Annotated in this window: 18 protein-coding genes; 16 read left to right on the top strand and 2 right to left on the bottom strand. The window is 56.4% G+C overall.

Annotation, left to right across the window (positions count from 1 at the left end; genetic code table 11):
- Positions 1-108: 108 nt before the first annotated feature.
- The 8 genes from ACNSOI_RS12650 (at position 109) to ACNSOI_RS12615 (ending at position 10043) form a co-directional block, all read left to right on the top strand.
- A complete protein-coding gene (locus tag ACNSOI_RS12650; RefSeq protein ID WP_420194170.1) occupies positions 109-2253 on the top strand; it encodes a 6-hydroxymethylpterin diphosphokinase MptE-like protein in 2145 nt (714 codons plus the stop codon).
- A 162-nt stretch (positions 2254-2415) separates the two neighbouring features.
- Positions 2416-3594: a flagellin gene (locus ACNSOI_RS12645; RefSeq protein ID WP_420194169.1), complete on the top strand. Its 1179-nt coding sequence runs from the start codon at positions 2416-2418 to the stop codon at positions 3592-3594.
- Between the two features lie 71 nt (positions 3595-3665).
- Positions 3666-4100 carry a flagellar protein FlaG gene (locus ACNSOI_RS12640; protein WP_106695127.1) on the top strand — a complete coding sequence of 145 codons (435 nt, stop codon included), beginning with the start codon at positions 3666-3668 and terminating at the stop codon, positions 4098-4100.
- Between the two features lie 193 nt (positions 4101-4293).
- On the top strand, positions 4294-6261 hold the full coding sequence (gene fliD / locus ACNSOI_RS12635) for a flagellar filament capping protein FliD (RefSeq protein ID WP_420194168.1): 1968 nt from the start codon (positions 4294-4296) through the stop codon (positions 6259-6261).
- A gap of 66 nt (positions 6262-6327) precedes the next feature.
- Positions 6328-6726, top strand: a complete 399-nt coding sequence (fliS, locus tag ACNSOI_RS12630) for a flagellar export chaperone FliS (protein WP_420194167.1) — start codon at positions 6328-6330, stop codon at positions 6724-6726.
- 19 nt (positions 6727-6745) lie between these two features.
- Positions 6746-7513, top strand: a complete 768-nt coding sequence (locus ACNSOI_RS12625) for a substrate-binding periplasmic protein (protein WP_420194166.1) — start codon at positions 6746-6748, stop codon at positions 7511-7513.
- 75 nt (positions 7514-7588) lie between these two features.
- On the top strand, positions 7589-8800 hold the full coding sequence (locus tag ACNSOI_RS12620; protein ID WP_061333619.1) for an argininosuccinate synthase: 1212 nt from the start codon (positions 7589-7591) through the stop codon (positions 8798-8800).
- A 211-nt stretch (positions 8801-9011) separates the two neighbouring features.
- Entirely contained in the window at positions 9012-10043 is a 1032-nt protein-coding gene (locus tag ACNSOI_RS12615) for an AraC family transcriptional regulator (protein WP_420194165.1), read from the top strand.
- 325 nt (positions 10044-10368) lie between these two features.
- On the opposite strand, the gene ACNSOI_RS12610 is transcribed toward ACNSOI_RS12615, so the two are convergent.
- Positions 10369-11340: a response regulator gene (locus tag ACNSOI_RS12610; protein ID WP_058092390.1), complete on the bottom strand. Its 972-nt coding sequence runs from the start codon at positions 11338-11340 to the stop codon at positions 10369-10371.
- A gap of 137 nt (positions 11341-11477) precedes the next feature.
- Between ACNSOI_RS12610 and ACNSOI_RS12605 the strand changes: the two genes are divergently transcribed.
- Both ACNSOI_RS12605 and ACNSOI_RS12600 read left to right on the top strand, forming a co-directional pair.
- Positions 11478-11960: a YajQ family cyclic di-GMP-binding protein gene (locus tag ACNSOI_RS12605; protein ID WP_058092389.1), complete on the top strand. Its 483-nt coding sequence runs from the start codon at positions 11478-11480 to the stop codon at positions 11958-11960.
- A 30-nt stretch (positions 11961-11990) separates the two neighbouring features.
- Positions 11991-13400, top strand: a complete 1410-nt coding sequence (locus tag ACNSOI_RS12600) for an AmpG family muropeptide MFS transporter (protein WP_420194164.1) — start codon at positions 11991-11993, stop codon at positions 13398-13400.
- Positions 13401-13460: 60 nt separating this feature from the next.
- On the opposite strand, the gene ACNSOI_RS12595 is transcribed toward ACNSOI_RS12600, so the two are convergent.
- Positions 13461-14915, bottom strand: coding sequence for a protein adenylyltransferase SelO (locus ACNSOI_RS12595; protein ID WP_420194163.1), 1455 nt, complete (start codon positions 14913-14915; stop codon positions 13461-13463).
- Between the two features lie 108 nt (positions 14916-15023).
- Between ACNSOI_RS12595 and ACNSOI_RS12590 the strand changes: the two genes are divergently transcribed.
- The 6 genes from ACNSOI_RS12590 (at position 15024) to ACNSOI_RS12565 (ending at position 25152) form a co-directional block, all read left to right on the top strand.
- A complete protein-coding gene (locus tag ACNSOI_RS12590) occupies positions 15024-15827 on the top strand; it encodes an HAD-IIB family hydrolase (RefSeq protein WP_286250625.1) in 804 nt (267 codons plus the stop codon).
- 13 nt (positions 15828-15840) lie between these two features.
- Positions 15841-17064 (top strand): glycosyl transferase, encoded by a 1224-nt coding sequence (locus tag ACNSOI_RS12585; RefSeq protein WP_354449142.1) that lies wholly within the window; start codon positions 15841-15843, stop codon positions 17062-17064.
- Positions 17061-18785: a sugar phosphorylase gene (locus tag ACNSOI_RS12580; RefSeq protein ID WP_420194162.1), complete on the top strand. Its 1725-nt coding sequence runs from the start codon at positions 17061-17063 to the stop codon at positions 18783-18785. Before ACNSOI_RS12585 ends, ACNSOI_RS12580 begins: the two co-directional genes overlap by 4 nt.
- Before the next feature lie 153 nt (positions 18786-18938).
- Positions 18939-21341 (top strand): hypothetical protein, encoded by a 2403-nt coding sequence (locus ACNSOI_RS12575; protein WP_420194161.1) that lies wholly within the window; start codon positions 18939-18941, stop codon positions 21339-21341.
- Positions 21342-21371: 30 nt separating this feature from the next.
- Complete coding sequence (locus ACNSOI_RS12570) at positions 21372-22997, top strand: hypothetical protein (protein WP_420194160.1); 1626 nt, start codon at positions 21372-21374, stop codon at positions 22995-22997.
- 58 nt (positions 22998-23055) lie between these two features.
- Positions 23056-25152, top strand: coding sequence for a YCF48-related protein (locus tag ACNSOI_RS12565; RefSeq protein ID WP_420194159.1), 2097 nt, complete (start codon positions 23056-23058; stop codon positions 25150-25152).
- Positions 25153-25180: the final 28 nt, after the last annotated feature.

Below are 25180 nucleotides of genomic sequence, written 5' to 3'. Positions count from 1 at the left end.
TAGAGTGGATGGTGCGTGAGAAGTGTTTGTTGCTATGGCAGAATCTGGCTACCCTTTACCTGTTCCCTGGGTGTTCTCTTTTTACATTTATCCTTTCCGGAGTACTTCATGGCAAAAAAAAGTAAGAAACAAAATCGGCAGACGGAACAGGATGACGGTCAAATCTTTATGCAACGGCTCCAGAAAAATCTGGAGTATTTCCAGAGGCGCCGGCCTGCTATTTACCAGATGCTTGCAAATATGGAGCTTCAGCGCGTCGAGTTGGTGGTTACACCGGGGCGGGATGACGTGGATATGGTTGCCAACGGCAAGTCTTGTTACCGGGGCTTGGCGCGCGAATATTCAATCGATGAAGCCGATAAGGTGCTGGATGAAAATCCCGAGAGTAAACGAATCCGAACGTTCTCGCCGCCTTGGGCAAGCTCTTATGTGCGAGAAAACTTTGCGGACCGGATTCTGCAAAATATCATTAAGTCCAGCCCGGTCACGCCCTCGACATTCAAGGGCTATATTCGGGGCAATATTTTTCCCTCAATGGTGTTTCTTGGGTGTGGCCTAGGGTATCACATTGATGCGCTGACTAAGAAGGCTCCCATTGTTAATGGCATTATCATTGAGCGGGAACCGGAAAAATTTGCAGTCAGTTTATATACGGTGGACTGGGAAGAGATTTGCTCACGTTTTTCTCGGAAAGGTTTCTCCCTTACATTTGCTATCGGCAGGGCTGAACAGCCAGAGGAGATACGGCGTCTGGTCAGTCGGTACATGACCAAAGACGTGCCTTTTTATCCATTCTTCTCAACCTATTACAATCATCTAGCTGACGTTGAGCTTGCGAAAGCGGTCCTGGAAAATGCGAATGACCTGGCGGTAATCAGCACTAACTGGTCCAACTACGACAATGAGTTGATGCGTTTGTCCAATACCGCTTACAACATGAGGCGCGGTGGGCGCTATCTTCCGAAAACCGAGATGCCGTCCCAAAGTAAGCCGCTTGTTGTTGTCGGGAGCGGGCCTTCACTTGACAAGCGGGTGGAAAGCCTGAAGAAGGTCCGTGACAAAGTGGTGGTGGTGAGCGCAGGCACAGCGCTGCGACCACTGTTGGCGCACGGTGTCACACCAGACTTCCACGCAGAGCTCGATCCATCGTACCTGATTTACCAGCTACTTTCTGACATTGGTCAGGACAAAATTCGCGATATACCGTTATTGGCAGTGAACGAAGTAAACCCTTTCGTACCGACACTCTTTGATAACGTTTATTACTATTTCAAGAGTGACAATATGCAGCCGGCGCTGTTGGGTTTGTCGGCAGAGTCGTTCGCCAACTGTAATCCCACCGTGACAAATGCTGCGTTGTCTATAGGGCACTCCTTGGGGTTCCGGCAAATATACCTGTTTGGAACCGACTACGGTTTTGAAGATAAAGAGAGGGACCACTCCAGTAAGTCAGTCTATGGGGACGATACTGATTCTTCCATTGCGAAGGATATCCAGAAGCGTGTTCACTCAGCGGTTAAGAAGAGGCGGGTATTCCAAACGCCATCCGTTGATGGGGGAACCGTATACACTCGGAGTGATTACTACTCTGCAAAGCGCTCAGTTGAGGAGTTGATTTATAGGTTGAGATCTTCAGGAACTCCACCTGACATACGAAATTGCTCCGACGGCGCCGTTATTGAAGGTGCGCCATGGATGTCCGAAGACGACTTCATCGGGCAGTGTGAGGAAAATCAGGATCGTTTAGCGTTTGGGGCGGGGGAATTGTTTGATGGCCTTTCGAGAACCGTGGGCTCGGAGTTATTCATTGAGGCGTTAAAGGGAGTGCAAAAAGAGCTGGAAAAGGTATGTGGAGAACATGTCAGAACTGTGAAGTCCGCCAGGCTTCGAGGTCGTCGTGATCTCTGTACTTTGGTCAATTCCATGCGAGAACAACTCCATCGCGTTCCAGCACCTCCCGGAAAAACAGCTCCTTCCGGCCCCCAGTTTATGGTAAGTCAGTTGTTGAGGGGGACCTTGCAGCACTTCCTTTATGTAGGGATTTGCCATGGCATGGCCAGTGAAGATGATGATTTAGAGTCATTTTTGAGGATCTGGGAGCAAGGTTTTCTGAATTTTCTGGAGACAGCGCCTGAGCACTTTGCCAAGGTCATGCTGTGTGATCGAGATATGGACAGCGACCCATGGTCCCGAAGGTTCATAGGTGACCGGGATCCTGAATTTGTCGCTGACGTGGAGAAAGTTGGGGAGTAGCAATAGTTACTGAAACATTTTTTTACATATTCATCCGAAAAAATTCTAAAGATACCTTTTGGGGTGCCGTTAAGAGGATTAACAGGGCGGGGCACCCCAGGAGAGAACCGGGGGCCAGGCCTTCACCAAGCAAAACTGAAACGGTTTTAAAGGAGAAGCACTATGGCTCTCGGTATCAACACTAACGTTGCCTCTTTGAACGCTCAGAATCAATTGAGCAAATCCCAAGGGTTGAATGACCAGGCTCTTCAGAGACTGTCATCTGGCCTTCGTATCAATTCCGCGAAAGACGACGCAGCTGGCCTGGCAATTTCGACCCGTTTCCAGTCCCAGATTTCTGGTCAGAACGTAGCGATCCGTAATGCCAACGACGGTATTTCCCTGGCACAGACCACTGAGGGCGCGCTGGACGAGATCACCAACAATCTGCAGCGCATTCGGGAGCTCGCGGTTCAGGCAGCGAACGCCTCTAACAGTGCCTCTGACCGGGCAGCGCTGAATGACGAAGTAGAACAGCGCATTGCGGAGATTGACCGTATTTCCGGACAGACTTCCTTTAACGGAGCGAAAGTCCTCGACGGTAACTTCGGCAAGCAGAGCTTCCAGGTTGGTGCTAACGCTGGTGAGACCATCAGTGTGGATCTGGAGAAGGGTACAAGGGCTGCGCAGATTGGTGGTGTCCTTTCTGCCTCAGGCACAGCCGGGGAGTTTGGTGCTGATGCTACCAGTTCCTTTGCAGTATTCAGTGTAGGTGGTGGTGATCCGATTATTGTTCGGCTGGAAGCGTTCAACGATGCGCTGGGAAGCGGTGCCACTGACGCTGAAAAATCACAGTACGTCGCCGAGCAGATCAACGGCGCTGGTATTGGTGGATTGTTTGCAGAGGTAGATGAGAACGACCAGGTAAAGCTCACTGCTTCTCAGGATTTCGCATACGACGTAGCAGCTTCAGAAGCATCGGCCGAGGCCTTTACGGTTGCCAATTTGGAGAGCGCTAATAGCTTTGATTTGGAGGCCAGTGGCACCGGTAGCCTGTCTGACCTGAGTGTAAGCACGGTATCCGATGCGAACAATGCCATCATGCGGGTTGATGCCGCACTGGGTACTGTAAACGAAATTCGCGGCCAGCTCGGTGCGGTCCAAAACCGTTTCGAGTCTACGATTGCGAACCTGAGCACCTCGGTCGAGAACCTCAGCGCCTCCAACAGCCGTATCCTGGACGCTGACTTCGCGGCAGAAACTGCCAACCTGGCTAAATCCCAGGTACTGCAGCAGGCCGGTATCTCCGTCCTGGCTCAGGCGAACGCCCGTCCGCAGCAGGTTCTGTCCCTCCTGCAGTAAGGGGCATAGCGGTAACGGCCGGAACCCTCGGGTTCCGGCCTTCCGCCGTTGAAGGATAGCGAGGTACAGCTATGAATGACGTTAACCTGAACAGCCCGGACCTGAAACTGGTGCGCTCTGGCGCCCAGGCTCCGGCCAAGGCAATGTCGTCATCTCAGGCCGAGGGCCGGAACGCCCCTGACCTTGCTGCTTCGGCTGCCGGTACCCGCCAGGTGCAGGCTCCCCAGGTTGCTCAACAGGCTTCGCAGGCTGAAAAGCTGCAGGCCCGTAATGAAGAGCAGCGCAAGGAGCTGAATGAGGCGGTTAGCCAGTTGAACGACTTTGTTCAAACCGTGCAGCGGGATCTTCAGTTTGAAGTGGATAATGAAATGGGCCAGACCATCGTAAGGGTGGTTGATCAGCAAACCCAGGAAGTGATCCGCCAGATCCCGGATGAAGTGGCAATGAGGTTGGCAGAAAAATTGCAGCAGGACGAACCGCTGACGTTGTTTAACATCAAGGTGTAAAAGCTTGCCGCTTTTGCGCGGATGTAAACGACGGTATTTCAGCACCGCCGCCTCTGAGAAGAGCCGGCGGTGTTCTGCGTTTACGCACTGTTACAAATCGGCATAGGAATTTTCCGAAAAAGGGCAAAGTTTTGCCGCCTGCTGCCGATAAACTGATCAGTACAGAGATTCGCCCCCCTGAGGAGGCACGGTTATGGCCAGTATTTCATCATTAGGTATCGGCTCCGGCGTTTTGACGTCGGATCTTGTCGAACAGTTGGTGGCTGCGGAGCGCAGGCCCACGGAAGTTCGGCTGGATCAGAAAACGGAGCGTACAGAAGCGCTTATTTCTGCCTATGGCATGTTGCGGAGCGCTGTAACGGAGCTGCGCCTGCCTATGCGTCAGCTCGGTTCTGCGGATGCGATGAAGTCGTTTTCGGCCACTTCCTCGGGTAGCAACATTGATGTGTCGGTGGATGCCAGCAAGGCCAGCCGCGGCTCTTACAGCCTCGATGTGAAAAGTCTGGCGCAGTCCCAGGCCCTGGCCAGCCGGGATGTGTTCGCCGACCGGGATGCCACCAGTGTGGGCCGTGGCACCATGACGCTTCAGGTGGGTGACAAGACCACCAACATCACCATCGATTCTTCCAACGACACCCTGCAAGGCCTGGCGAATGCCATCAACGAGGCCAATGCGGGCGTGTCTGCCGGTGTGATTGATACCGGCAACGGTTTCCAACTGGTGTTGTCTGCGGATGAGACCGGTGAAGCCAATGCCGTGAATATTTCCGTTACTGAAGATGGTGCTGCCCCGGGATTAAGCCGGTTCGCTTTCGATACGGCAGATCCCGAAAACATGGATGGCATGCGCCAGACCATTGCGGCGAGCGATGCGGTGATGGAAATCAACGGCGTGGAAATTCGCCGGGCCACCAACACCATTGAAAACGTGGTGGATGGGCTGACCTTCAACATTACTGGTGAGGGTAAGTCCACTATCAAAGTGGAGCAGGACACGGCGGCGGTTGCCGAGCGTGTTCAGGCGTTCGTAGACAAGTTCAACGAGCTGCAGGGCACCATCCGTGAGCTGTCTTCATTTGATAGCGAGACGGGGCAAGGCAGTATCCTGACCGGGGATTCCACGGTTCGGAATATCCAGAACCAGTTGAAGCGAGTGTTGACAGATATTATTCCCGGGCTGGAAAACGCCAGCGTTCGCAGCCTGGCGGATGTGGGAATTGGCACGGATTTCCGCACCGGTGAGCTGCAGTTTGATAGTCAGAAATTCCAGCAGCAGCTTCGGGAAAACCCGGATGATGTTACGGCACTGTTTGCCGAGCAGGGCAGAACCAGCGATTCCCAGGTGGAGTTTGTTCGCAGTGGGTCCAATACTCAGCCTGGAAACTTCGATATCAACGTCACCCAGATGGCGTCTCGCGGTACCCTGAACTATGCAATTCCAGATACTGCGGATGCAATTCAGGTGCAGGCGGATAACAGCTTTACCTTCCGGGTGGATGGCGCAACTAATGCTACTGTTTCAATTGCGGCTGGCGACTATTCCGGGGCTGATTTTGCTGCGGCCATTCAAGAGGCACTGCGCAACAATTCCGCATTGAGTGCGGCGGGCCGGTCAGTCCAGGTGGGTTATGACGCGACCGAAGGCCTGACCTTTACATCCAATCGCTTTGGCAGTGACTCAAATGTCAGCCTGACCAGCCTGAATAATGTGACTGGTCTGAATACCGCCACCGGCACCGCCGGCCAGGATGTCCAAGGCACCATCAACGGCCAGACCGCTCAGGGCGACGGCCAGGTGCTGTTTCTGGCAAACAGTGCCGGTGGCGATGCCGCTGGTCTGCAGGTGCGTATTACCGGCGGTGACGTTGGCAATCGCGGCTCGGTGAAGTTCATCGAGGGTGTGAGTGAGCGAGCGGTAGATGCCATCACCAGTATTCTGGGTGCAGACGGTGCTTTAAGTTCTCGCACCGATGCCCTGAACCGGGATCTTGAGCGCATTCAGGAAGACCGGATCAAGCTGGACTTGCGGATTGAAAGCTATCAGGAACGCCTGGTGAAGCAATTCAGCGCTGCCGACTCCCTGATCTCCCAGTTGAATAATACGCGGGATTACGTGACTCAGCAGCTGGCGGCCCTGGCGCCGAACAGGCAGAGAGATTAATTCGGCTATACTGATGGTTGGCCAGCCAACCATGGCATGCCGGACAACGGTGAAACGAGGTTATATATGAACGGTTTACAGGCGTATCAGCGCGTTAATACCCAAACCAGCATCACCGATGCAGACCCGCACAAGCTGATTCAGCTGCTGTATAACGGGGCGATTGAGCGGATTAACATGGCCAAGTCCAAAATTCAGGCCAAGGATTACGCAGCCAAGGCTCAGTTGCTCAATAAAGCCATTGAGATTATCGGTGGCCTGCGGGCGTTCCTGGATTTCGAAAAAGGCGGAGAGCTGGCCACCCAGCTGGAGGCTCTATACGACTACATGGAGCGCACCTTGCTGGAAGCCAGCGCCAAGAATGACGTTGCCAAGCTGGATGAAGTGCTGAACCTGCTGCGTTCTGTGAAAGACGGCTGGGATGGCATTCGTGATGAGGTGGTGAGCCAGCAGCAGGCGGTTTGAGTTAGCGTTGGTCGAACATATGGCGTTTTTTCGCGGGCTGTTGGTGGCCTTTCTGTTTGTAGCTGCCCAGGCCAGCGCTAGTGATAAAGTTGTCGGCTCAAGCGAGAGCCTTCCAGCCAGTTCGCCGGCGATGTTTGCGATTCCTGATGTCTGGCCCTGGGGCTTTCAGGATGATCAGGGTGAACTGCAAGGCAGTCTGATTACGCTGATGGACCGGTTATCAGAACTCTCGGGTGTGCCCGTGAGTGCGCAGTTGCTTCCTCTGCGGCGGGTCATCCTTGACCTGCTCACGGGGCGCGCAGAGTTTACTTTTCTGTTTCAAAGTCCAGACCTGGACGAGAACGCTTTTCCCGTCGATACCGTACTTCAGCTTAATCTGATGCTGATGGCGTTGCGTGACACCGATTTCCCCCTGACTCTGGAAGGCCTGGCCGGCAAGCGGGTTGGCTATGTGCGGGGTACCTATCTCGGCGAGTCGTTCAAAGCGGATGAGGCCGTGCTGAAAGTGCCGGTTTATAACATTCGGCAAGCCATTGAAATGCTGATGCTGGAGCGGATTTCTGCGGTGCTTGCCAGCGATCACAACATCGCGATGACGATTGATGCTTACGGCTTTCCAGCTGAAGAGTTCCGTCTGCAGGAGCATGTAAAAGGCCAAAAGGCCCGGCTGTATATGTCACCAGACAGCGGCAACCCGGAACACGCTCGCCTTTTCAAAGAAGCGCTGCAACACATGCGTGACAACGGCGAGTTACAGCGCATTTTCCAGACTTCTTCCGCCCAATAGCCATTCCCCCCGCACTCCCGTACAATACGCACCTTCTTTTCAATACATCCATTCTGTTCAGTCTGGAGCAAGGGCATGTCTGATATTAAAAAGGTGGTGCTGGCTTATTCCGGTGGCCTGGATACTTCCGTGATCGTTCGGTGGTTACAGGACACCTATAACTGTGAGGTGGTGACCTTCACCGCCGACATCGGCCAGGGCGAGGAAGTTGAGCCGGCGCGCGCCAAGGCGGAGGCGCTGGGCGTTAAGGAAATCTACATCGAGGACCTGCGTGAAGAGTTTGTGCGCGATTACGTGTTCCCGATGTTCCGCGCCAATACCATCTATGAGGGCGAGTACCTGCTGGGTACTTCCATCGCCCGCCCGCTGATTGCAAAGCGTTTGATCGACATTGCCAACGAAACCGGCGCGGATGCGATTTCCCATGGCGCTACCGGTAAGGGTAACGACCAGGTTCGTTTCGAGCTGGGTGCCTACGCGCTGAAGCCGGGTGTTAAGGTGATCGCTCCATGGCGTGAGTGGGATCTGAACTCCCGCGAAAAACTGCTGAAGTACTGTGAAGAGCGCAACATTCCGGTGGAAATGAAGAAGGGCAAGAGCCCGTACTCCATGGACGCCAACCTGCTGCACATTTCCTACGAAGGCATGAACCTGGAAGACCCCTGGGCGGAAGCCGAGGAAGACATGTGGCGTTGGAGCGTGTCTCCGGAAGCCGCGCCGGATAAGCCGACTTACGTGGAGCTGACCTACAAGAAGGGCGACATTGTTGCCGTTGATGGCCAGGAAATGAAGCCCCATGAAGTGCTGGAAACCCTGAACAAGGTGGCCGGCGCCAACGGTATTGGCCGCCTGGACATCGTAGAAAACCGCTACGTGGGCATGAAGTCCCGCGGCTGCTACGAAACCCCGGGCGGCACCATCATGCTGCGCGCCCATCGTGCCATCGAGTCCATCACTCTGGACCGCGAAGTGGCCCACCTGAAAGACAGCCTGATGCCCCGCTACGCCGAGGTCATCTACAACGGCTACTGGTGGTCCCCGGAGCGCGAAGCCCTGCAGGCACTGATCGACCAGACCCAAACCTACGTGAACGGTACCGTTCGCCTGAAGCTGTACAAGGGCAACGTGGACGTGGTGGGCCGGAAGTCTGACGACTCCCTGTTCGACGAAAAGATTGCCACCTTTGAGGAAGATCAAGGTGCGTATGATCAGAAAGACGCCGAAGGCTTCATCAAGCTGAACGCGCTGCGGCTGCGGATTGCGGCTGGGAAAGGGCGGAAGCTTTAGGCTCTGACCTAGGGGTCTGTCCCAAGGGTCTGTCCCCGCATGGGGACTGACCCATTTTGGAACCAATGGGCTCGGATTCAGGTAGCAGGGACGGGCAAAGGTGGGTCAGTCCCCGTTCGGGGACAGACCCTGAGGACAAACCCTATAACACCCAGCCCTACCCATTTTCGGTTATACTCGCTGCATAAAATCAACAACCAAAGCAGTCGTCATGACCCCTCTTGGAACCGCCTCTGTCGCCGCCCTGCGCCAATACGTTCGCTACGCCGATGCCAAGGGCATCAGTACCTCAGAGCTGTTCAGCAAAGCCGGCCTTGAGCCGAAGATCCTTGATACCGATGACGGCCGCCTGACGGGCGAGCAGCTTCAGACGTTTATTCGCCTGCTGGCCGAAGCATCCGGCAATCCCATCCTTGGCCTGGAAACCGGTGATTTCGTTCAGCCCGGTTCCTACAGTGTGCTTGGCTATATCACCATGAGCTGTGCCACGCTGGGGGAGGCCGTCACCCGAATTGCGCCCTATGAAAAACTGGTAGGGGACATGGGCACGACCGGCCTTCGGATGAAGGGGAATGAAGTGTCGTTGGTGTGGACCTGCAACTTTACCGACTCGGTGGTGTGGCCCCAGGTGGTGGATAACGTGTTCGCCTCCTGGATAAATTACGCTCGCTGGTTGGCAGATAACGATGAAGCCTCTCCGATTCGGGTTGCCCTGAAACGTTCCTCGCCCGGGCCTGGCTGTGAGAGCGCTTATCAGGATCGCTGGGGCTGCCCGGTTGAGTTCGAAGCGCCGGAGAATGTGGTGACCATGCCCCAGGATCTACTGGCCACCCGCCTTCGCCAGCCAGACCCTCTGCTGCGCAAGACCCTTGAAGCCCATGCGCTGTCGCAGTTGGCACTGCTGGATACCGACACCGATCTAACTTCCAGAGTGAAGCAAGGCATCCAGAAACAACTGGCCAGCGGCGTGACCCGGCAAGACATGATCGCCGAAGACCTGGGCATGACCAGCCGCACCCTGCAACGCAAACTGAGCCAGGAAGGCGTTTCCTACCAGAAACTACTGGATGACGTGCGCCAGCAGATGGCTGAGGACTATTTGCGGAATACCGAGATGAGTATTCCCGATATCGCGCTGCGGTTGGGGTATAGCGAGACCACGTCGTTTCATCGGAAGTTTAAGGCGGCTGCTGGGAAGACGCCTGGGGATTATCGTAAGGGTCTGTCCCCGAACGGGGACTGACCCATTTTGGACCCATGGGTTCGAGTTTTGGTGCAAGGACGGGCAAAAGTGGGTCAGTCCCCATGCGGGGACAGGCCCCTGAAACAGACCCGGAAAACCAATAAAAAAGCCAGCTCACAAGAGCTGGCTCGAAAATACTTCGGAAAGAACGAAAGTGCCTGAAAAATTCGTTAATCCTGTGGAGTCAGGGCCCATAATACGGCGGAGTTACTACTCGGCTCCTCCGCCATGGGCGGATACTGCTTGATTCCACGATCTCAGAATAAGCCCTCGCGCCCTTCCTGTCTGTTTGTGATCTGTGTCCCGTTGTTACCGTTTGTGAGGGCTACACACCTTCCCGTATCTCGGGTTTGGTTTCGGTAAAGCGGCGGGTTTCGTAGGCGTCAACCAGGCCTTGCACCGCCGCCCGTTCCATATCCTGCACCGAGGGCGTGCCGTCCTGGGCATCGGCGCGGCATAGCACCATGCCGGCTTCCACGGAGATAAAGCCCGCGGTGGTTTTCAGGGCCTTGTGGTTGATGCCATCAAAAATTCGCCGGAACGCGGTGGTGGAGCAATGGTCGCTGTTCGGGAAGTAGGAGACGATGGCAAACTGGTTGTCGCCAACACGGCACAGGGCGTCGATGGGGCGAATCAGGGTGCTCAGACGGCGGGCGATGCCGGTGGCCAGTTCGCTCATCACGCTGGGTGGATGCTTGCGTTTCAGGTCTTGCCAGTTACGAATGCCGCACATCACGTAGGAGGTGGAACCGCCGCGGGATTCCGCGTGGCGAAGGGTTTTCTGCAGGCGCTGGCGGGCATACTTGCTGTTACACAGGCCGGTTTCCAGGTCGATGATGTTGGTGGATTCCAGCTCCCGATTGTTTTCGACCAGCAGTGCGTTGGCTCGCAGCAGGGTGTTCTGGCGGTCGGCCATTCGGTCGGCGGCAAAGATGCGGGGGATCAGCTGCTTGGTCATGTCTGACTTGTAGATAAAATCATCCACGCCCCGGTCGAAGGCTTCTGACAGTGCTTCCACGCTTTCGCGCGCAGTTAGCAGGATCACGTAGGTGTAGTGGTTGTCCTGCTCATCCTGCTGGCGCACGTGGTCGGTCAGTTGCAGCCCGTCCATTTCAGGCATCAGCCAATCGGCAATCAACACGCTGACCTGCCGCTGTTCCATCAGCTTCAGGGCGTCTGGCGCGTTGTTGGCAATGCGTATATCGCGGTAACCGGCATTTCGCAGGGTGCGGCCGACCACCATACTGCTGAATTTGGCGTCGTCTACTACGAGTATGGGTAGGTCCAGGTTTGGCATCGTTTGTCTACTTCTTACCAGTCCATTGTCAGATGCGGTTCGCCGCGGCTCTTGGTATGCTTTGGCGGTTTCGGAACATCCGGTATTTTTAATGTCGCCACAGTATACCCCCGTGTGGCCTTTGGAGAATAACGACCATGCCTTCTTTTGACATTGTTTCAGAAATTGAAATGCACGAAGTCACCAACGCGGTGGATCAGGCCAAGCGTGATCTGGGTAACCGCTGGGATTTTAAAAATGTGCAGGCGGATATCGAACTGGAAGACAAGCGCATTACGGTGAGCGCCGAGCAGGAGTTCCAGCTGGAGCAACTGATTGATCTGCTGCGTATGGCCTTCGCCAAACGCAACATTGACGCCCGGGCTCTGGCGGAAGACGGCGAGAGCAAGGCCGGCAAACTGGTGAAACAGCATTTTTCCCTGAAGCAGGGTATCGAAACCGACATGGCCAAGAAGATCGTGAAAATGATCAAAGACCAGAAGATGAAGGTGCAGGCCAGCATTCAGGGCGACAAGGTGCGGGTAACCGGCAAGAAACGGGACGACCTGCAGGAAGCCATTGCCATGCTGCGCGAGGCGGAGCTGGATATTCCGCTGCAGTTTAATAACTTCCGCGATTGATCACCCAGGCCCGGGGGTAGTCCCCGACAGTTGCACCAAGGAGTTAAGCTTATCATCCGCAACCTGCTTACCCTGATTCTAGACACGTTCTACGTCTACACCCGTTGGCAAGTGCTGGCGATGCTGTTCCTGGGCTTTTCCGCCGGGTTGCCGTTTTTGTTGGTGTTCTCAACACTCAATGCCCGGCTGGCGGATGTGGGCGTTCAAACCGCCACCATCGGGTTTTTCAGCTGGCTGGGGATCACCTATTCCATCAAAGTGTTTTGGGCTCCGATTGTGGACCGCCTGAAGCTGCCGGTGCTGGATAGGCTGCTTGGAAAGCGCCGAAGCTGGATTCTGCTGGCCCAGGCCGGTATTGCCACCGGGTTGTACCTGATGGCCAATGTGGACCCGGTGGCGGCGCCACAAACTCTGGCGCTGTTTGGCTTGCTGGTGGCTTTTTCTTCTGCCACTCAGGATGTCGCGATTGACGCCTACCGCATTGAGATCGCCGAGGAGCGATTGCAGGCAGCGCTGGCGGCAACGTATATCTTTGGCTATCGATTGGCGCTTCTGGTGGCAGGGGCCGGGGCGCTGTATCTCGCAGAGTACTGGTCATGGGAGGTATCTTATCAGGTGATGGCCGCGCTGGTGGGTGTAGGTGCCGCCACGGTACTGATCGTGCCGGAGCCAAGGGTCAATCACTATGCGGCTGCCCAGGACATCGCACACAAGATTGAGGAAGAGGCCGGCAAACGCGGTCACCTTCCCCCCGCCATTGCCCGGGCAGCGGGCTGGTTTTATGCCGCTATTGCCGGACCCTTTCTGGACTTTTTCCGGCGCTACAAAGAAATGGCGATTGCCATTCTGCTACTGGTTGCGGTGTACCGGATTTCCGACATTGCTATGGGGGTTATGGCCAACCCGTTTTACCTGGATTTCATGGGCTTCAGCAAAACCCAGGTGGCGGATGTCACCAAGATCTTTGGTTTCTTCATGACCATCATGGGGTCGTTGGTTGGCGGCGTGCTGGTGGTTCGTTATGGCGTGCGCAATATCCTGCTGGCGGGGGCCATTCTGACGGCCGCCACCAACCTGCTGTTTGTATGGTTGGCTAATTACCCGCCTAACATGATGACCCTGGCGGTGGTGGTGAGTGCCGATAACCTCAGCGGTGGCATGGCCAATGTTGCCCTGATTGCCTGGTTATCCAGCATGACCAGCGCGTCCTTCACGGCGACCCAATACGCGCTTTTCAGCTCTCTGATGACCTTGCCCGGCAAGTTCCTTGGCGGCTTCTCCGGTATTGTCGTGGCCAGTTTCGGCTACGCCGAGTTCTTCACAATCTCTGCCATCATGGGCATACCAGCTGTGTTGCTGGTTATATACATGATGCGCCACGGCGCCAGGCTCGACGCCCTGGCTCCCGTAAAAGACACCGAGGATGCCCTCGTAAAATAATTTGGGGTCAGACCCCAAGACATTTCACCCCATCAAATGTTCTGGGGTCTGACCCCAACTTCAGGAGGAGCAGCTGATGTTGAGGTGTTTGCCCCAGTCTGGCGGTAAGGCCGCGTAGTGTTCGAACTCGGGTTGGTCGTCGAAGGGGTTCTCGAGCACCTTTAACAGCTCTTTCAGGGGCGCGTAGTCGCCGTTCTGGGCTTCCATAATGACTTGTTGGGCCAGGTAGTTGCGCAGGATATATCTGGGGTTTACCTGACGCATGAGGTATTCGCGTTCGTCGTGGGCGCGGGTTTCGGTCTTGAGGCGGGCCTCGTAGCGTTCGAGCCATTCGTCGGCCGCGCTTCGGTCGGCAAATAGATCCCGCACCGGGGCATTGCCATGGCGGTGCAGGTTGGAGATGCCTCGGAAGAAGCGGGTGTAGTCTACCCGGTGTTCGTGCAGCATGCTGAAGGTGTCCATGATCAGGCTCATGTCTGAGTCGTCGGTTTCCTCCAGCCCCAGTTTTGCCCTCATGTTGTTCTTGAAATGTTCGTTATACGCGGTTTCGTACCGGCGCAGACCACGGCGCACGTGGTCCTCATCCATGATTGGCAGCAGGGCGTTGGCCAGGTACTGACAGTTCACAAAGCCGGTCTGCGGCTGCCGGTTGTAGGCGTAGCGGCCGCCCTCGTCGGTGTGGTTGCAGATGTAGCCGGCATCGAAATCGTCCAGGAAGGCGTAGGGGCCGTAGTCGAAGGTGTCGCCGATGATCGACATGTTGTCGCTGTTCATCACGCCGTGGCAGAAGCCGACCGCTTGCCAGTCCGCGATCAGCCGGGCGGTGCGTTCCACCACTTCTTCAAACCAGCGTTGGTGGCGTTGTTCTTCCGGCAGACTGATCAGGTGCGGGAAGTGCAGGGTGACCACGTGTTCCAGCAAGGTTTTCAGTGCCTCGGGGCCTTCGTGGTGGGCGGCGAATTCGAAGTGACCGAAACGGATGTGAGTTTGCGCCACTCGCATCAGCGCGGCAGCGGTTTCGATGGATTCCCGGCGCACCGGGTCTTTCGCGCTGACCATAAACAGGGCGCGAGTGGTCGGAATGCCAAGACCGTGCATGGCTTCCGAGCACAGGTATTCGCGAATGGTGGAGCGCAGCACGGCCCGGCCGTCGCCAAAGCGGGAGTAGGGCGTGGTGCCTGCCCCTTTCAGGTGCCAGTCCCAGCGGGTGCCGTCCGGCGCCAAGGTTTCCCACAGTAACAAGCCCCGGCCATCGCCCAGTTCCGGGTTGTACACGCCAAATTGGTGCCCGGTGTACTTCATCGCCACTGGGTCCATACCCTCCAGCAATTCCGCCCCGGCACCCACACCGGCCCACTTAGCTTCATCATTAACATGAAACCCCATCTGCGCTGCCAGATTGTGGTTGAAACACACCATCGCCGGCTGAGACAAAGGCGTCGGCTTCACCCGCGTATAAAAGCTGTCTGGCAATTCCAGGTAACGGTGTTCCACCTTAAAGGCATTCGTGCTCATAGTCTGGCCTGGTTCTTGAATCTAATTTGGGGTCAGACCCCAGAACATTTCACCGCATCAAATGTCTTGGGGTCTGACCCCAGTTACATTGCAGAGCGGGGTGGGGAAATGCAACCACGGTTGATTGTTTTTACGGATCTGGACGGCACCTTGCTGGATCACGACAGCTATAGCTGGCGGGCAGCGAAGCCGGCGATGGCGCGGTTGGGGTGCAATGGCATTCCGTTGATTTTCAATTCCAGCAAAACGGCGGCGGAGATCAGTGAGTTGCAAAGCATGATGGGGCTGCGGGGGCCGTTTATTGCGGAGAACGGCGCGGCGGTGGTGATTCCTGCTGGCTGCCTGGGCAATGCGGAGGAAGAAGTGGTTCATGTTGGCAGGTCTTATGAGGAGGTTGTTCGCACTATTTTGGTGCAGAGGGAATCCGGTGCACAGTTTCGGAGCTTTGATGACCTGTCTGCGGAGCAGGTGGCGTCGCTTACCCGGTTGACGGTAACGGAGGCGGCCCGGGCGAAACAGCGTTTGGCGACGGTGCCGCTTGTGTGGGATGGCACGGAGGAAGAGCTGGCGCAATTCCGCGCGGCGCTTGAGCTGGAGGGCCTGAAGCTGGTGCAGGGCGGGCGCTTCTGGCATGCCATGGGCACCTTTGATAAGGCGGAAGGGGCCCGGTTCTTGCTGAAGCGTTATCAGGAGCACTTTGGTGAGGAACCGATTGTGACCATCGCCCTGGGCGATAGCCCCAACGACCAGTGCATGCTGGAGGCCGCCGACGTACCGGTGGTGATTCGCGGGGTGAACAGTGATCAGGTTCAGTTGCCGTCGTCCCGGCACGCCATGCGCTCCCTCAAGCCCGGCCCGGAGGGTTGGAATGAATGCGTGCTCAATCTGCTCTTTGAGTACGGCTACCAGTAAAGGAGGAGCCGCCATGGGCGACTTTTACCAGAATGGCATTATCACCACCCTGCACAACCTTGTGCGCCGCCCCGTGGAGGATATTGAAGCGGACCTGATGAGCTTTCGTAAAGCCCGGCCTATGTCTTTGGTGTTGCCGTCTTTGTACTCGGAGCTGGAAGGGCCTGCGCTTAAAAACATCGTCCAGGAGCTGACCAAGGTTCCGTATTTGGATGAGATTGTGATCGGTTTGGACCGTGCCGATGAAGCCCAGTACCGCCATGCTCTGGAGTATTTTTCCGAGCTGCCGCAGCCGTTCAAGGTGCTCTGGAACGATGGCCCCCGGTTGCGGGCACTGGATATGAAATTGCGGGAGCAGGGCCTGGCGCCCACGGAGATGGGGAAGGGCCGCAATGTGTGGTATTGCTTTGGTTATGTGCTGGCCTCGGGTGTGAGTAAATCCGTGGCCCTGCATGATTGCGACATCCTGACCTATTCCCGGGATTTGCTCGCGCGCCTGATTTACCCGGTGGCCAACCCCGGTTTTAACTACATGTTCTGCAAAGGCTATTATGCACGGGTGGCGGACGGCAGCATGAATGGCCGGGTCAGCCGCCTGCTGGTCACGCCACTGATTCGCGCCCTCAAAAAAGTGTGTGGCCCCAACGATTTTCTGGATTACCTGGACAGCTACCGCTACCCGCTGGCGGGCGAGTTCTCCTTCCGTACCGATGTGATTAATGACCTGCGTATTCCCAGCGACTGGGGGCTCGAGATCGGCGTTTTGTCTGAAATGAAGCGCAACTACGCCACCAACCGCTTGTGCCAGGTGGACGTGGCGGATGTTTATGACCACAAGCATCAGGACCTGTCACCGGAAGACGCCAGCCGTGGCCTGTCCAAGATGAGTGTGGACATCTCCAAGGCGCTGTTCCGCAAGCTGGCCACTAACGGTGAGATTTTCTCCAACGAAAAGTTCCGCACCATCAAGGCAAGTTACTTCCGTATTGCCCTGGATTTTGTGGAGACCTACCAGAACGACGCCATCATTAACGGCCTGAGTTTCGATCGTCACAAGGAAGAGAAGGCGGTGGAGCTGTTCGCCCAGAACGTGATGCGCGCCGGCGCCTACTTCCTCGACAACCCCATGGACACGCCGTTCATCCCGAGCTGGAACCGGGTAACCAGCGCCATTCCGGATATCCGGGAGCAGTTGCTGGAAGCGGTGGAACTGGATAACCAGGAGTTCCGGCCATGAGCCAGACCCTCGACAGCAAACTGGTGGCCATGCTGGAAGTGGTCTACCCGGCGGTGGACTGTGCCTTTGTGGCAGAGCAGTTGATGGATGCGATGGCGCTGGAGCCCGATACCGAGGCACCGCCGGCGCACCAGAACCATTGGGACCCATCGGACATTGTGCTGATCACCTACGCCGATACCGTTCAGCAGCCGGATGAAAAGCCGTTGGTGACTTTAAAGCGATTTCTGGACGACTGCCTGCAGGACGTCATCAGTGCCGTGCATATCCTGCCGTTTTTCCCGTACAGCTCGGACGACGGCTTTGCGGTGATGGATTACCTGGCGGTGAACGAGTCCCACGGTGGCTGGGAAGACATCGAGGCCATCGCCGCGGACTATAAGCTGATGGCAGACCTGGTGATCAACCACATGTCGGCCCGCAGCCGCTGGTTCGAGAACTTTCGCAAGCGCGTGGGGCCGGGCAAGGATTACTTCTTTGAGGGCAACCCGAAAGACGATTTAAGCATGGTGGTGCGCCCCCGAACCTCGCCGTTGCTGACCCCAGTGCAGACCGACGACGGCGAACGCCATGTATGGTGTACCTTCAGCGAAGACCAGGTGGACCTGAATTTCGCCAACCCGGAAGTGCTGATCGAGTTTGCCCGGATTATCCACTATTACCTGGAACGCGGAGTAAAGATCTTCCGGCTGGATGCGGTGGCGTTCTTGTGGAAAGAACCGGGCACGCCCTGCATTCACCTGCAGCAGACCCACGAGCTGATCAAGATTCTGCGGCTGTTGATTGAGCATCACACGCCGGATGCGGTGGTGATCACCGAAACCAACGTGCCCAACCGGGAGAACCTGACTTATTTCGGCAACGCCAACGAAGCCCATGCCATCTACAACTTCTCGTTGCCGCCACTGCTGATCAATACCCTGGTCACCGGCAATTGCCGGCATCTGAAAACCTGGCTGATGAGCATGCCGCCGGCGCAGATGGGCACCACCTACCTGAACTTCATTGCCTCCCACGACGGCGTTGGCTTGCGGCCCACTGACGGCCTATTGGATGAGGACGAGAAACAGCGGCTGATCAACACCATGGAATCCTTTGGCGGCAAGGTATCCTACCGGCGCACTGCCGACGGCCGGGACCAGCCCTACGAAATGAACATTGCCTTGTGGGATGCCCTCAAAGGCACCGCCGAGGGTGGCGCAGACCACTGGCAGTTACAGCGATTCCTGTGTGCCCACACCATCATGCTGGCGCTGGAAGGTATTCCCGCGTTCTATATTCACAGCCTGCTGGCCACCGAAAATGACCATGCCCGGGTAGAGCACACCGGCCGCTTCCGCTCTATTAACCGCGGCCAGTGGCAGCTGGATGCCGTGGAAGCCGCCCTGGCGGACCCACTCAGCCACCACAGCAAAGCCTTCACTGAACTCAAACGCCTGATCGCCATCCGCCGCGCCCAACCCGCCTTCCACCCCAACGCCACCCAGTTCACCCTGCACCTGGGCCTGCAGCTGTTCGGCTTCTGGCGCCAGAGCATGCGCCGGGAGCAATCCATCTTCTGCATCCACAACATAAGCGACGAAGTGCAGCAAGTGGCCCTCACCGACATCAACCTCATTGGCACCGACCAGTGGACCGATCTGCTTTCCGGTATGGCCATCGACGACCTCGCCGGAGTCATCACCCTCAAACCCTACCAAAGCGTCTGGCTCTCCAACTAAGTTGGGGTCAGACCCCAGAACATTTGATGGGGTGAAATGTCTTGGGGTCTGACCCCATTGCGAGCCTGTTGCATTGAGTTCTGTGGAGGCAGCCCCTATAATCCCGCCGCATTAACTGACTGATGACCCACGGAGGGGACAGAGACGATGAGGATGTTCGTCGCAGTAGCTTTGTTACTGTCGTTAGGTTTGGCCGGAATGTTCTGGTTCACCGGCGACAGCCTTGCCTTTAAGCCCGAGCCGGGCGACAGCCGCCATTTTATTCTCGAACAAACCGCCGAACTGCAAACGCCCAGCGGGTTTCGCAGGGAGCCGACTCGTGTCCGAATGGAAAGCCTGCTGCGCAGTGACGTACTGGCGGTAGACAACGATGTGGTTGAGTTGCAATCCCGCTCTTTGCATACCCAGCTTTGGGAGCAGGATCGTCTCGGTCTCGATACCGAGCAGATTCCGGAATACAGTGACCGGCTGCAGTCTATGGCGGCATTGCTCAAGGCCGGGATTGTTGAACGGGTTGCCAGCGATGGTCAGGTACTTGAAACCAATTACGTGAATAAGGCCGCCCTGGCCGAGCTCACGAAAGATTCCCGGTTGCCTGAACCCGTTCGGGATATGCTGAGCCGCGATCTCAGCGTGATGCACACCTACCAGCCAGCTTTTCCTTCGGGTAAGCCCCGAGCAGGCCTGAGCTGGCAGGTGCCGGCGCGCGATATGGGCGGTCAGTCGCTGCCAGCGGTGCAATACGAAATCAGCCACGTAAATGACGACACCGTTTCTTTGAAGTTCCGTTCGGTGACAACAGAGGGTGCCACAGACACTGCTGCCGTTGAAATCGAGGGCTTTATGGAGCTTGAGCGCCTGACCGGGTGGCCGAGGCGCGCTGCTGCCCGAATCAGTGGGGTGTTTGAATACGCCGACGAGCACCTGGCTATGAAAAGCACGATGACGTTGACCCAGACCGGTATAGAGCCGCGATTCACGGCGGGGCAGGCATGGTACCGGGCACTGGGGGCGCTGGATAGCCGGGTTGTTGATACCACCGATCCGGAGTTCGAAACCTATTACCTGCCGCCGTTTGGCCTGGCCACGCCCGAAGAATCCTTTGAACAGTTGGAGAGGTCGCTGCTCTGGTTCGGCAATGAGGAAGTTGATGGTCGCCTGGGTCTGGATTTCCAGATTGAGCATTATCATTTCGCAGCCGTTGAGTTTGAGCCTGCGAGTGCCGTCCGGCTGCTGAATGCCGAGGGTGAACCAGTGATCGATTCGGTACCGCGTGATCCGCGTTACACTCTGTATTCGATTGACAGCGCAGACCATCGCCGTGTGCCGTTTATCGCCAGTGAGTTAACGCGCGATCAGTTGGATGCGATTGCCTCGGTGGAGGTGGATGCCACGGTTATCGTGCCCGGAGAGCTGCACGGCTTTGTGCTGACGCCGGAAACCCCATCCCGCCACATCGAGAGCCTTGGGCTGACGCTTTCTGTTGAAAGTTGGGATCCCGATGGGCTCCTGGTTCGGGCCCATGAGCCCGGGGGGTCGCTACCCACCAGCTTTCCGTTGATTGGCGCCTATCCTGTGAATGCCGGAGGCGACTTTCTGCCGACGTTCAGCCTGCGGCTGACTCATACGGCGATTGAACCTCTGCGGAATGCCTTTCTGGAAACCTCGGATGAGGGTGATCACTGGGCCAGGGCCGAGCAATTTGCGCATTCAGCCACCGACACACTCATAGCCTCCCCTATGGAAGAGCGCTACGGTGACTGGATCTATGAGTTGGGGGCAGAGGGTGGCCAGCCCATTGAAGGCGTTCAGGTTTATGTGTACGACCGTGAGGTGGAGCAGCGTACGTTTGTAGCCCCGAACGCGCTCCCCACGTTAGATGGCGGGCCGGTGGTTGGTGAGCGAACTCTGGAGCAGTACCGGGAGCCGGTGCTGGAGTTTTCATCATTTGAGTTGGATGAGGTGGTACTCGAAGGCGTTCGTCAGAACAGGCTCAGTGCCGTGGTTCCTGGTGAGGGCGCCGGGCGCTGCGACATTTCTGTGGCTGGCGAACCAATGTACCAGGGCAGCCCTGTCAGTTTTTCTGCCGAGCAAAGCTATGGAACGTCACAACTACTGTTTGCATCCGGCGCCTATAACGATCAGCCCGGCCGTGAGTTGGTTACCGAGCATGGCCTGAAATATTTCTACGACCTTGAGATTGACGTCAATGTTGACTGCATAACCAAGGTAGTGCTGCACAGGGGGGCCATTCCCGATAGCGGTCAGTTATTTGGGGTAGACCCCAGCACCCTGAGACTGAGCAAGTCCCAACACCAGACTCTCAAGCAGATCCAGCAGCGATTCAATCTAAGAGAGCTGCCTTTGATCGCCTACAACCGGGACGGTAAAGTTCTGGAGCCTCTGTCTCCTGCCTACTCAGGGAACCCTTCGGAAGGTTGGGATGGTGGTGGCATGGATCTCCGTTTCTGGGGCGAAATCGCTGAGGTCCGTTACCCCGTGAGTATGGAGCGGGAGGCCAGGCAAGTGTCTGTGCAGTTCCCGCCGCTGCCTTGATTCAACCGGTCAATAACTCAGGATGAGACCATGACCAAAAAGCTGTTGTTTACTTTATTGCTCTGCATGCCGCTGATTCTGCAAGCCGACCAACGGGTATGGTTTACGGAAAATGGCGATTACTACGACCCTGCCAATCCCTGGCACCGGAAGGCGAGTTACCTTGAGCTGCCACTTCCCAAGGTGGATGAGTTTTATCAGGTCAAACTCTTCTACGCTGACGGCCAGGTTGCGCTGGAAGGCCTCTCACCCACGCCGGATTTTAACCGCAAGGACCTGTTGGGTGATGTGGTGGAATATTACGCCGATGGGCAGGTATCGGTGCAGGCCAGTTACGTGGTTCGTGACCAGATCTGCGACTGCGGCAACAATTACCCGGTGCTCCACGGTGCCTACAAGGCTTATCACCCGAACGGCCAGCTTGAGCGCTCACTTGACTATTATGGCGGCGGCATCGCCGATGGAGACTACACCGAATATGACGAGGCAGGCCGGGTAACCCGTCGCTATTCCATCCGGAATTATCGGCGCCATGGCGATTATGCCGAGTATAAAAATGGTCAGCTGACCAAAGAGGCCTACTACGTGAATGGGGCCAGGGAAGGAAATTACCGGGAGCTAGATGAACAGGGCCACCTAATCCGGAAAGCCACCTTCTTGGATGGCAAGTATCAGGGAGTGCTGGAAACCTATCGAGATGGAATTCTGGCCAGTGAGGAGCATTACCACGAGGGTAACCGGCTGGGTTTGCAGAAAACCTACTACCCCGACGGCACACCCAAGCGTGTGTATATTGCCAGTAAGTTCCGGTCTCAGCCGGTGGGTGAAGATCTTTACTACCGAATGGACGGTAGTCTGTCTCGCAAGGTGATGCGCGTTCTGGATGACAACGGCCGGCTTGTTGAGTCCCGGGATGAGCAATATGGCGACGGTGAGCGGCTGGTCAAGCTTAAACACAAGGTGGGTGATTGGCAGCTTAAGGAAGAATACAGCGAGAGTGGTGAGCTCATCGCCCGGCGGGAGCAGGATGACAAAGGGCTACAGGGTCTGCTCCTGACCCGGCAATGGTCGACCCTGGTGCGGGAGCACTACAAGGACGGGGAAAAACATGGCGATTCCCTCCGGGAGGGCAGTGGTGGTTCCCGCGAGGAAGGGCGTTACGAGAATGGCCTGAAAACAGGCCAGTGGCTAACGCTACAGAGCAATGGCATAACCGAGAAAGTGAACTATCGTGCCGGCAAACGCCACGGCCGTTACGAGCGCTTTGACGAGACCGGAGAGCGCTCAGACGTCATCCATTATGAAAATGGACAGAAACATGGACCGGCCGATTTCAGTGATGGTTACGGTCATCGCGTGGTGGCTAACTTCTACAAAGACGAGCCGGATGGCGACTATCTGGAAACGACCGATAACGGGCGCATCGTACGCCAGGGCAATTACCGGCGTGGGAAACCGGAAGGCGTTCACTACGAGTTCTCCAGCGTTGGCCAGATGTTGAAGAAACGGAGCTATCGCGACGGCGAGCCCCACGGGGAGTGGATTGAAATGGGTTACGGCGGCATGTCTGTGATTCGCAAGCGCTACGAAAATGGAACGCTCATCAGCGAGGGCGATATTGCCCTGGACTCCCTGTCGACTTCGCGGGTGCGCTGATGAAAAAGCATGGTTTGAGGCTGTGCAGGAACACGGACGGTTTGAGGACAAAGGTATCATGTTGAAAATCCGCGCTATCGGAGTGTTTGCCGCAGGCCTGCTGGCGCTTGGGGTGTTGGGTGGTTGCAGTAACAGTGACAATACGGATGCGTCTGGCGATGACCAGCGGGGTGCGTCTGACAGCGGGCTGGCTGTAACGCCCGAGGTATTTCCTTCGCAGGTATTCATTGATCTTGATCGTGCGGGTTCCCGCATCGTGGCAGTGGGTGAATCTGGTGCGATTAGGGTTTCGGATGACAACGGTAGTTCCTGGCGAGTGGTCAGTTCCGGAGTGAATAGCACTTTGACTGCGGTTAGCTTTGTGTCTGATCAGACTGGTTGGGCCGTTGGCCATGATGGCACGGTGTTGCGAACGGATAATGGGGGCGACACCTGGGAATCTCTTCAACTGGACCAGCAGATAGATGCTGATCAGGCGCTGATGGACGTGGCTTTCGATAGCCAGGGCCAGGGCATTATCGTTGGGCCCAACCGGTTTATTCTCACGACGCTTGATGGTGGTGAAAACTGGACGCGGGAGCGTCTGGCGGCGAGGTCTTACGGCTCAGACCTCAACGGAGTGGCCATTCTGGAGAGCGGGCATCAACTGATTGTTACCGATGGCAGTGACATTCTTTCCCGTTCGGAGTGGGGCGACGACTGGCAAGTGTTTCGTGAGGGGTTCAAGCCACTATTGGGCGTAATAGGCTTAGGTGGCAGTGAGGCTCTGGCCTTTGGAGCAGAAGGCACGGTAATGCATAGCCCGGACGGCGGAGTGAGCTGGAATAGCATCAAAAGCGCCAGCAAGGTGGGCTATTTCGGTGGGCGCCTGTTGTCCGACGGCAGTGTGATCCTGGTTGGAAGTGAGGGTATCGTGGCCCGGCGCGCTGCGGGCGGAGAGATGTTTTATCCGGAGCTTGATCTCCCGTTGGGGGCCCTGACGGGGGTCGCTGAGGGTGAGAACAACAGGTTGTTGCTGGCGGGTATTCAGGGAGTTGGATATCGGCAGGACAATCAGTATTGGTTCCATGGTGTTGAGAATGGTGCGACCGGCCAGTTGATGGCGAGATCATTGTTGGGGCGGGTTGAGACATCGGCAGTATTGCAGCTTGCAGAATCGGGCAGTCGTTCTTACCAATGGCAGGAGTCAGGCAGGGCGGTTGAGTGGGTTGAGATATCTCTGTCTGCAGCGGGCGCCGGTGATGATGTACTGACTCCTGCCGTTTTTAACGGGATGGGAGAGTTTTTTCAGGAGATTCGATCAGACTCTGGTTTACCGTTAAAGGAACTCAGATCCGTCTGGGATGACCGGTATTTCAGCTATCTGCTTCTGCAAGGCCCCTACGGTTATCTGCAAAGCTATCCGATGGTTCCGGACAAACCCGGATATAGCGAGGCGGAGCGGCCTTATCTGGAACGTCGGCTAAAGCAGGCCGCGCTGTTGGACAGTGTGGTCAGTTCTGACTACAGCACAGTGACCATTTTCGCGGATGTACCCTCTCATGTGGTTGCTGGGAGAGGGCGCGGGGATCAGGAGTCTATCCACGAGTTTCTGGCCGGCTTGACTGAAACACCGGAGGAGTCATCCCGGCCTTTCAATGTTTCCGGCATCGAGACCATTCGCCTCGAAGAGGTCGACCATGGCCCCAAGGTTGAAAACGGCGTCGATTCGAAGGAAGCCAATGAAGAGCAGGGCGCGAACGAGCCTGGCGACTATCTCTATGTGATCAGCCGTAGCAAATCGTACGGTTGCGAGAAACCCCGGGTTCTGAAACTTGCAGACAGCCTTGCCGGATACCTCAAAAAAGAAGACGCGCCCGGGCCGGTATTGTCTGTAGCGGATCTGGCCAAGCTGAACCAGGTGAGCCGTAAGGATGAGAACTGGAAGTGGTATACAACGTCTGGGTACCGTAGCTATGGCAATGAGGTGTATCGGTTGTGGGAGCAATCCTATTGCCCTAATCCGCTGGCGATTGTGTTCGGACACCGAGGTGACGAAGAACAGGGTGAGGTACTTGAGGGGCTTCTGGAACAGTTTGGTGGCCAGGTGGGGTTGGATGACACCGCCGAGCAGCTTGAGATGAAAACCTACCGTGTTCGGCGGTCTGCCATCTGATCAGGAATTATGATTTTGTTGAGGAGTA

Source organism: Marinobacter sp. GH_1 (assembly GCF_048595985.1).
Classification (GTDB): domain Bacteria; phylum Pseudomonadota; class Gammaproteobacteria; order Pseudomonadales; family Oleiphilaceae; genus Marinobacter; species Marinobacter shengliensis.
This window is presented reverse-complemented; position numbering and strand designations above follow the sequence as displayed.

What these genes read in the sequence shown, in the direction of transcription:
- ACNSOI_RS12650 (WP_420194170.1), top strand. Translation starts at nt 109, where the DNA reads ATGGCAAAAAAAAGTAAGAAACAAAATCGGCAGACGGAACAGGATGAC.
- ACNSOI_RS12645 (WP_420194169.1), top strand. Translation starts at nt 2,416, where the DNA reads ATGGCTCTCGGTATCAACACTAACGTTGCCTCTTTGAACGCTCAGAAT.
- ACNSOI_RS12640 (WP_106695127.1), top strand. Translation starts at nt 3,666, where the DNA reads ATGAATGACGTTAACCTGAACAGCCCGGACCTGAAACTGGTGCGCTCT.
- fliD (WP_420194168.1), top strand. Translation starts at nt 4,294, where the DNA reads ATGGCCAGTATTTCATCATTAGGTATCGGCTCCGGCGTTTTGACGTCG.
- fliS (WP_420194167.1), top strand. Translation starts at nt 6,328, where the DNA reads ATGAACGGTTTACAGGCGTATCAGCGCGTTAATACCCAAACCAGCATC.
- ACNSOI_RS12625 (WP_420194166.1), top strand. Translation starts at nt 6,746, where the DNA reads ATGGCGTTTTTTCGCGGGCTGTTGGTGGCCTTTCTGTTTGTAGCTGCC.
- ACNSOI_RS12620 (WP_061333619.1), top strand. Translation starts at nt 7,589, where the DNA reads ATGTCTGATATTAAAAAGGTGGTGCTGGCTTATTCCGGTGGCCTGGAT.
- ACNSOI_RS12615 (WP_420194165.1), top strand. Translation starts at nt 9,012, where the DNA reads ATGACCCCTCTTGGAACCGCCTCTGTCGCCGCCCTGCGCCAATACGTT.
- ACNSOI_RS12610 (WP_058092390.1), bottom strand. Translation starts at nt 11,340, where the DNA reads ATGCCAAACCTGGACCTACCCATACTCGTAGTAGACGACGCCAAATTC.
- ACNSOI_RS12605 (WP_058092389.1), top strand. Translation starts at nt 11,478, where the DNA reads ATGCCTTCTTTTGACATTGTTTCAGAAATTGAAATGCACGAAGTCACC.
- ACNSOI_RS12595 (WP_420194163.1), bottom strand. Translation starts at nt 14,915, where the DNA reads ATGAGCACGAATGCCTTTAAGGTGGAACACCGTTACCTGGAATTGCCA.
- ACNSOI_RS12590 (WP_286250625.1), top strand. Translation starts at nt 15,024, where the DNA reads ATGCAACCACGGTTGATTGTTTTTACGGATCTGGACGGCACCTTGCTG.
- ACNSOI_RS12585 (WP_354449142.1), top strand. Translation starts at nt 15,841, where the DNA reads ATGGGCGACTTTTACCAGAATGGCATTATCACCACCCTGCACAACCTT.
- ACNSOI_RS12580 (WP_420194162.1), top strand. Translation starts at nt 17,061, where the DNA reads ATGAGCCAGACCCTCGACAGCAAACTGGTGGCCATGCTGGAAGTGGTC.
- ACNSOI_RS12575 (WP_420194161.1), top strand. Translation starts at nt 18,939, where the DNA reads ATGTTCGTCGCAGTAGCTTTGTTACTGTCGTTAGGTTTGGCCGGAATG.
- ACNSOI_RS12570 (WP_420194160.1), top strand. Translation starts at nt 21,372, where the DNA reads ATGACCAAAAAGCTGTTGTTTACTTTATTGCTCTGCATGCCGCTGATT.
- ACNSOI_RS12565 (WP_420194159.1), top strand. Translation starts at nt 23,056, where the DNA reads ATGTTGAAAATCCGCGCTATCGGAGTGTTTGCCGCAGGCCTGCTGGCG.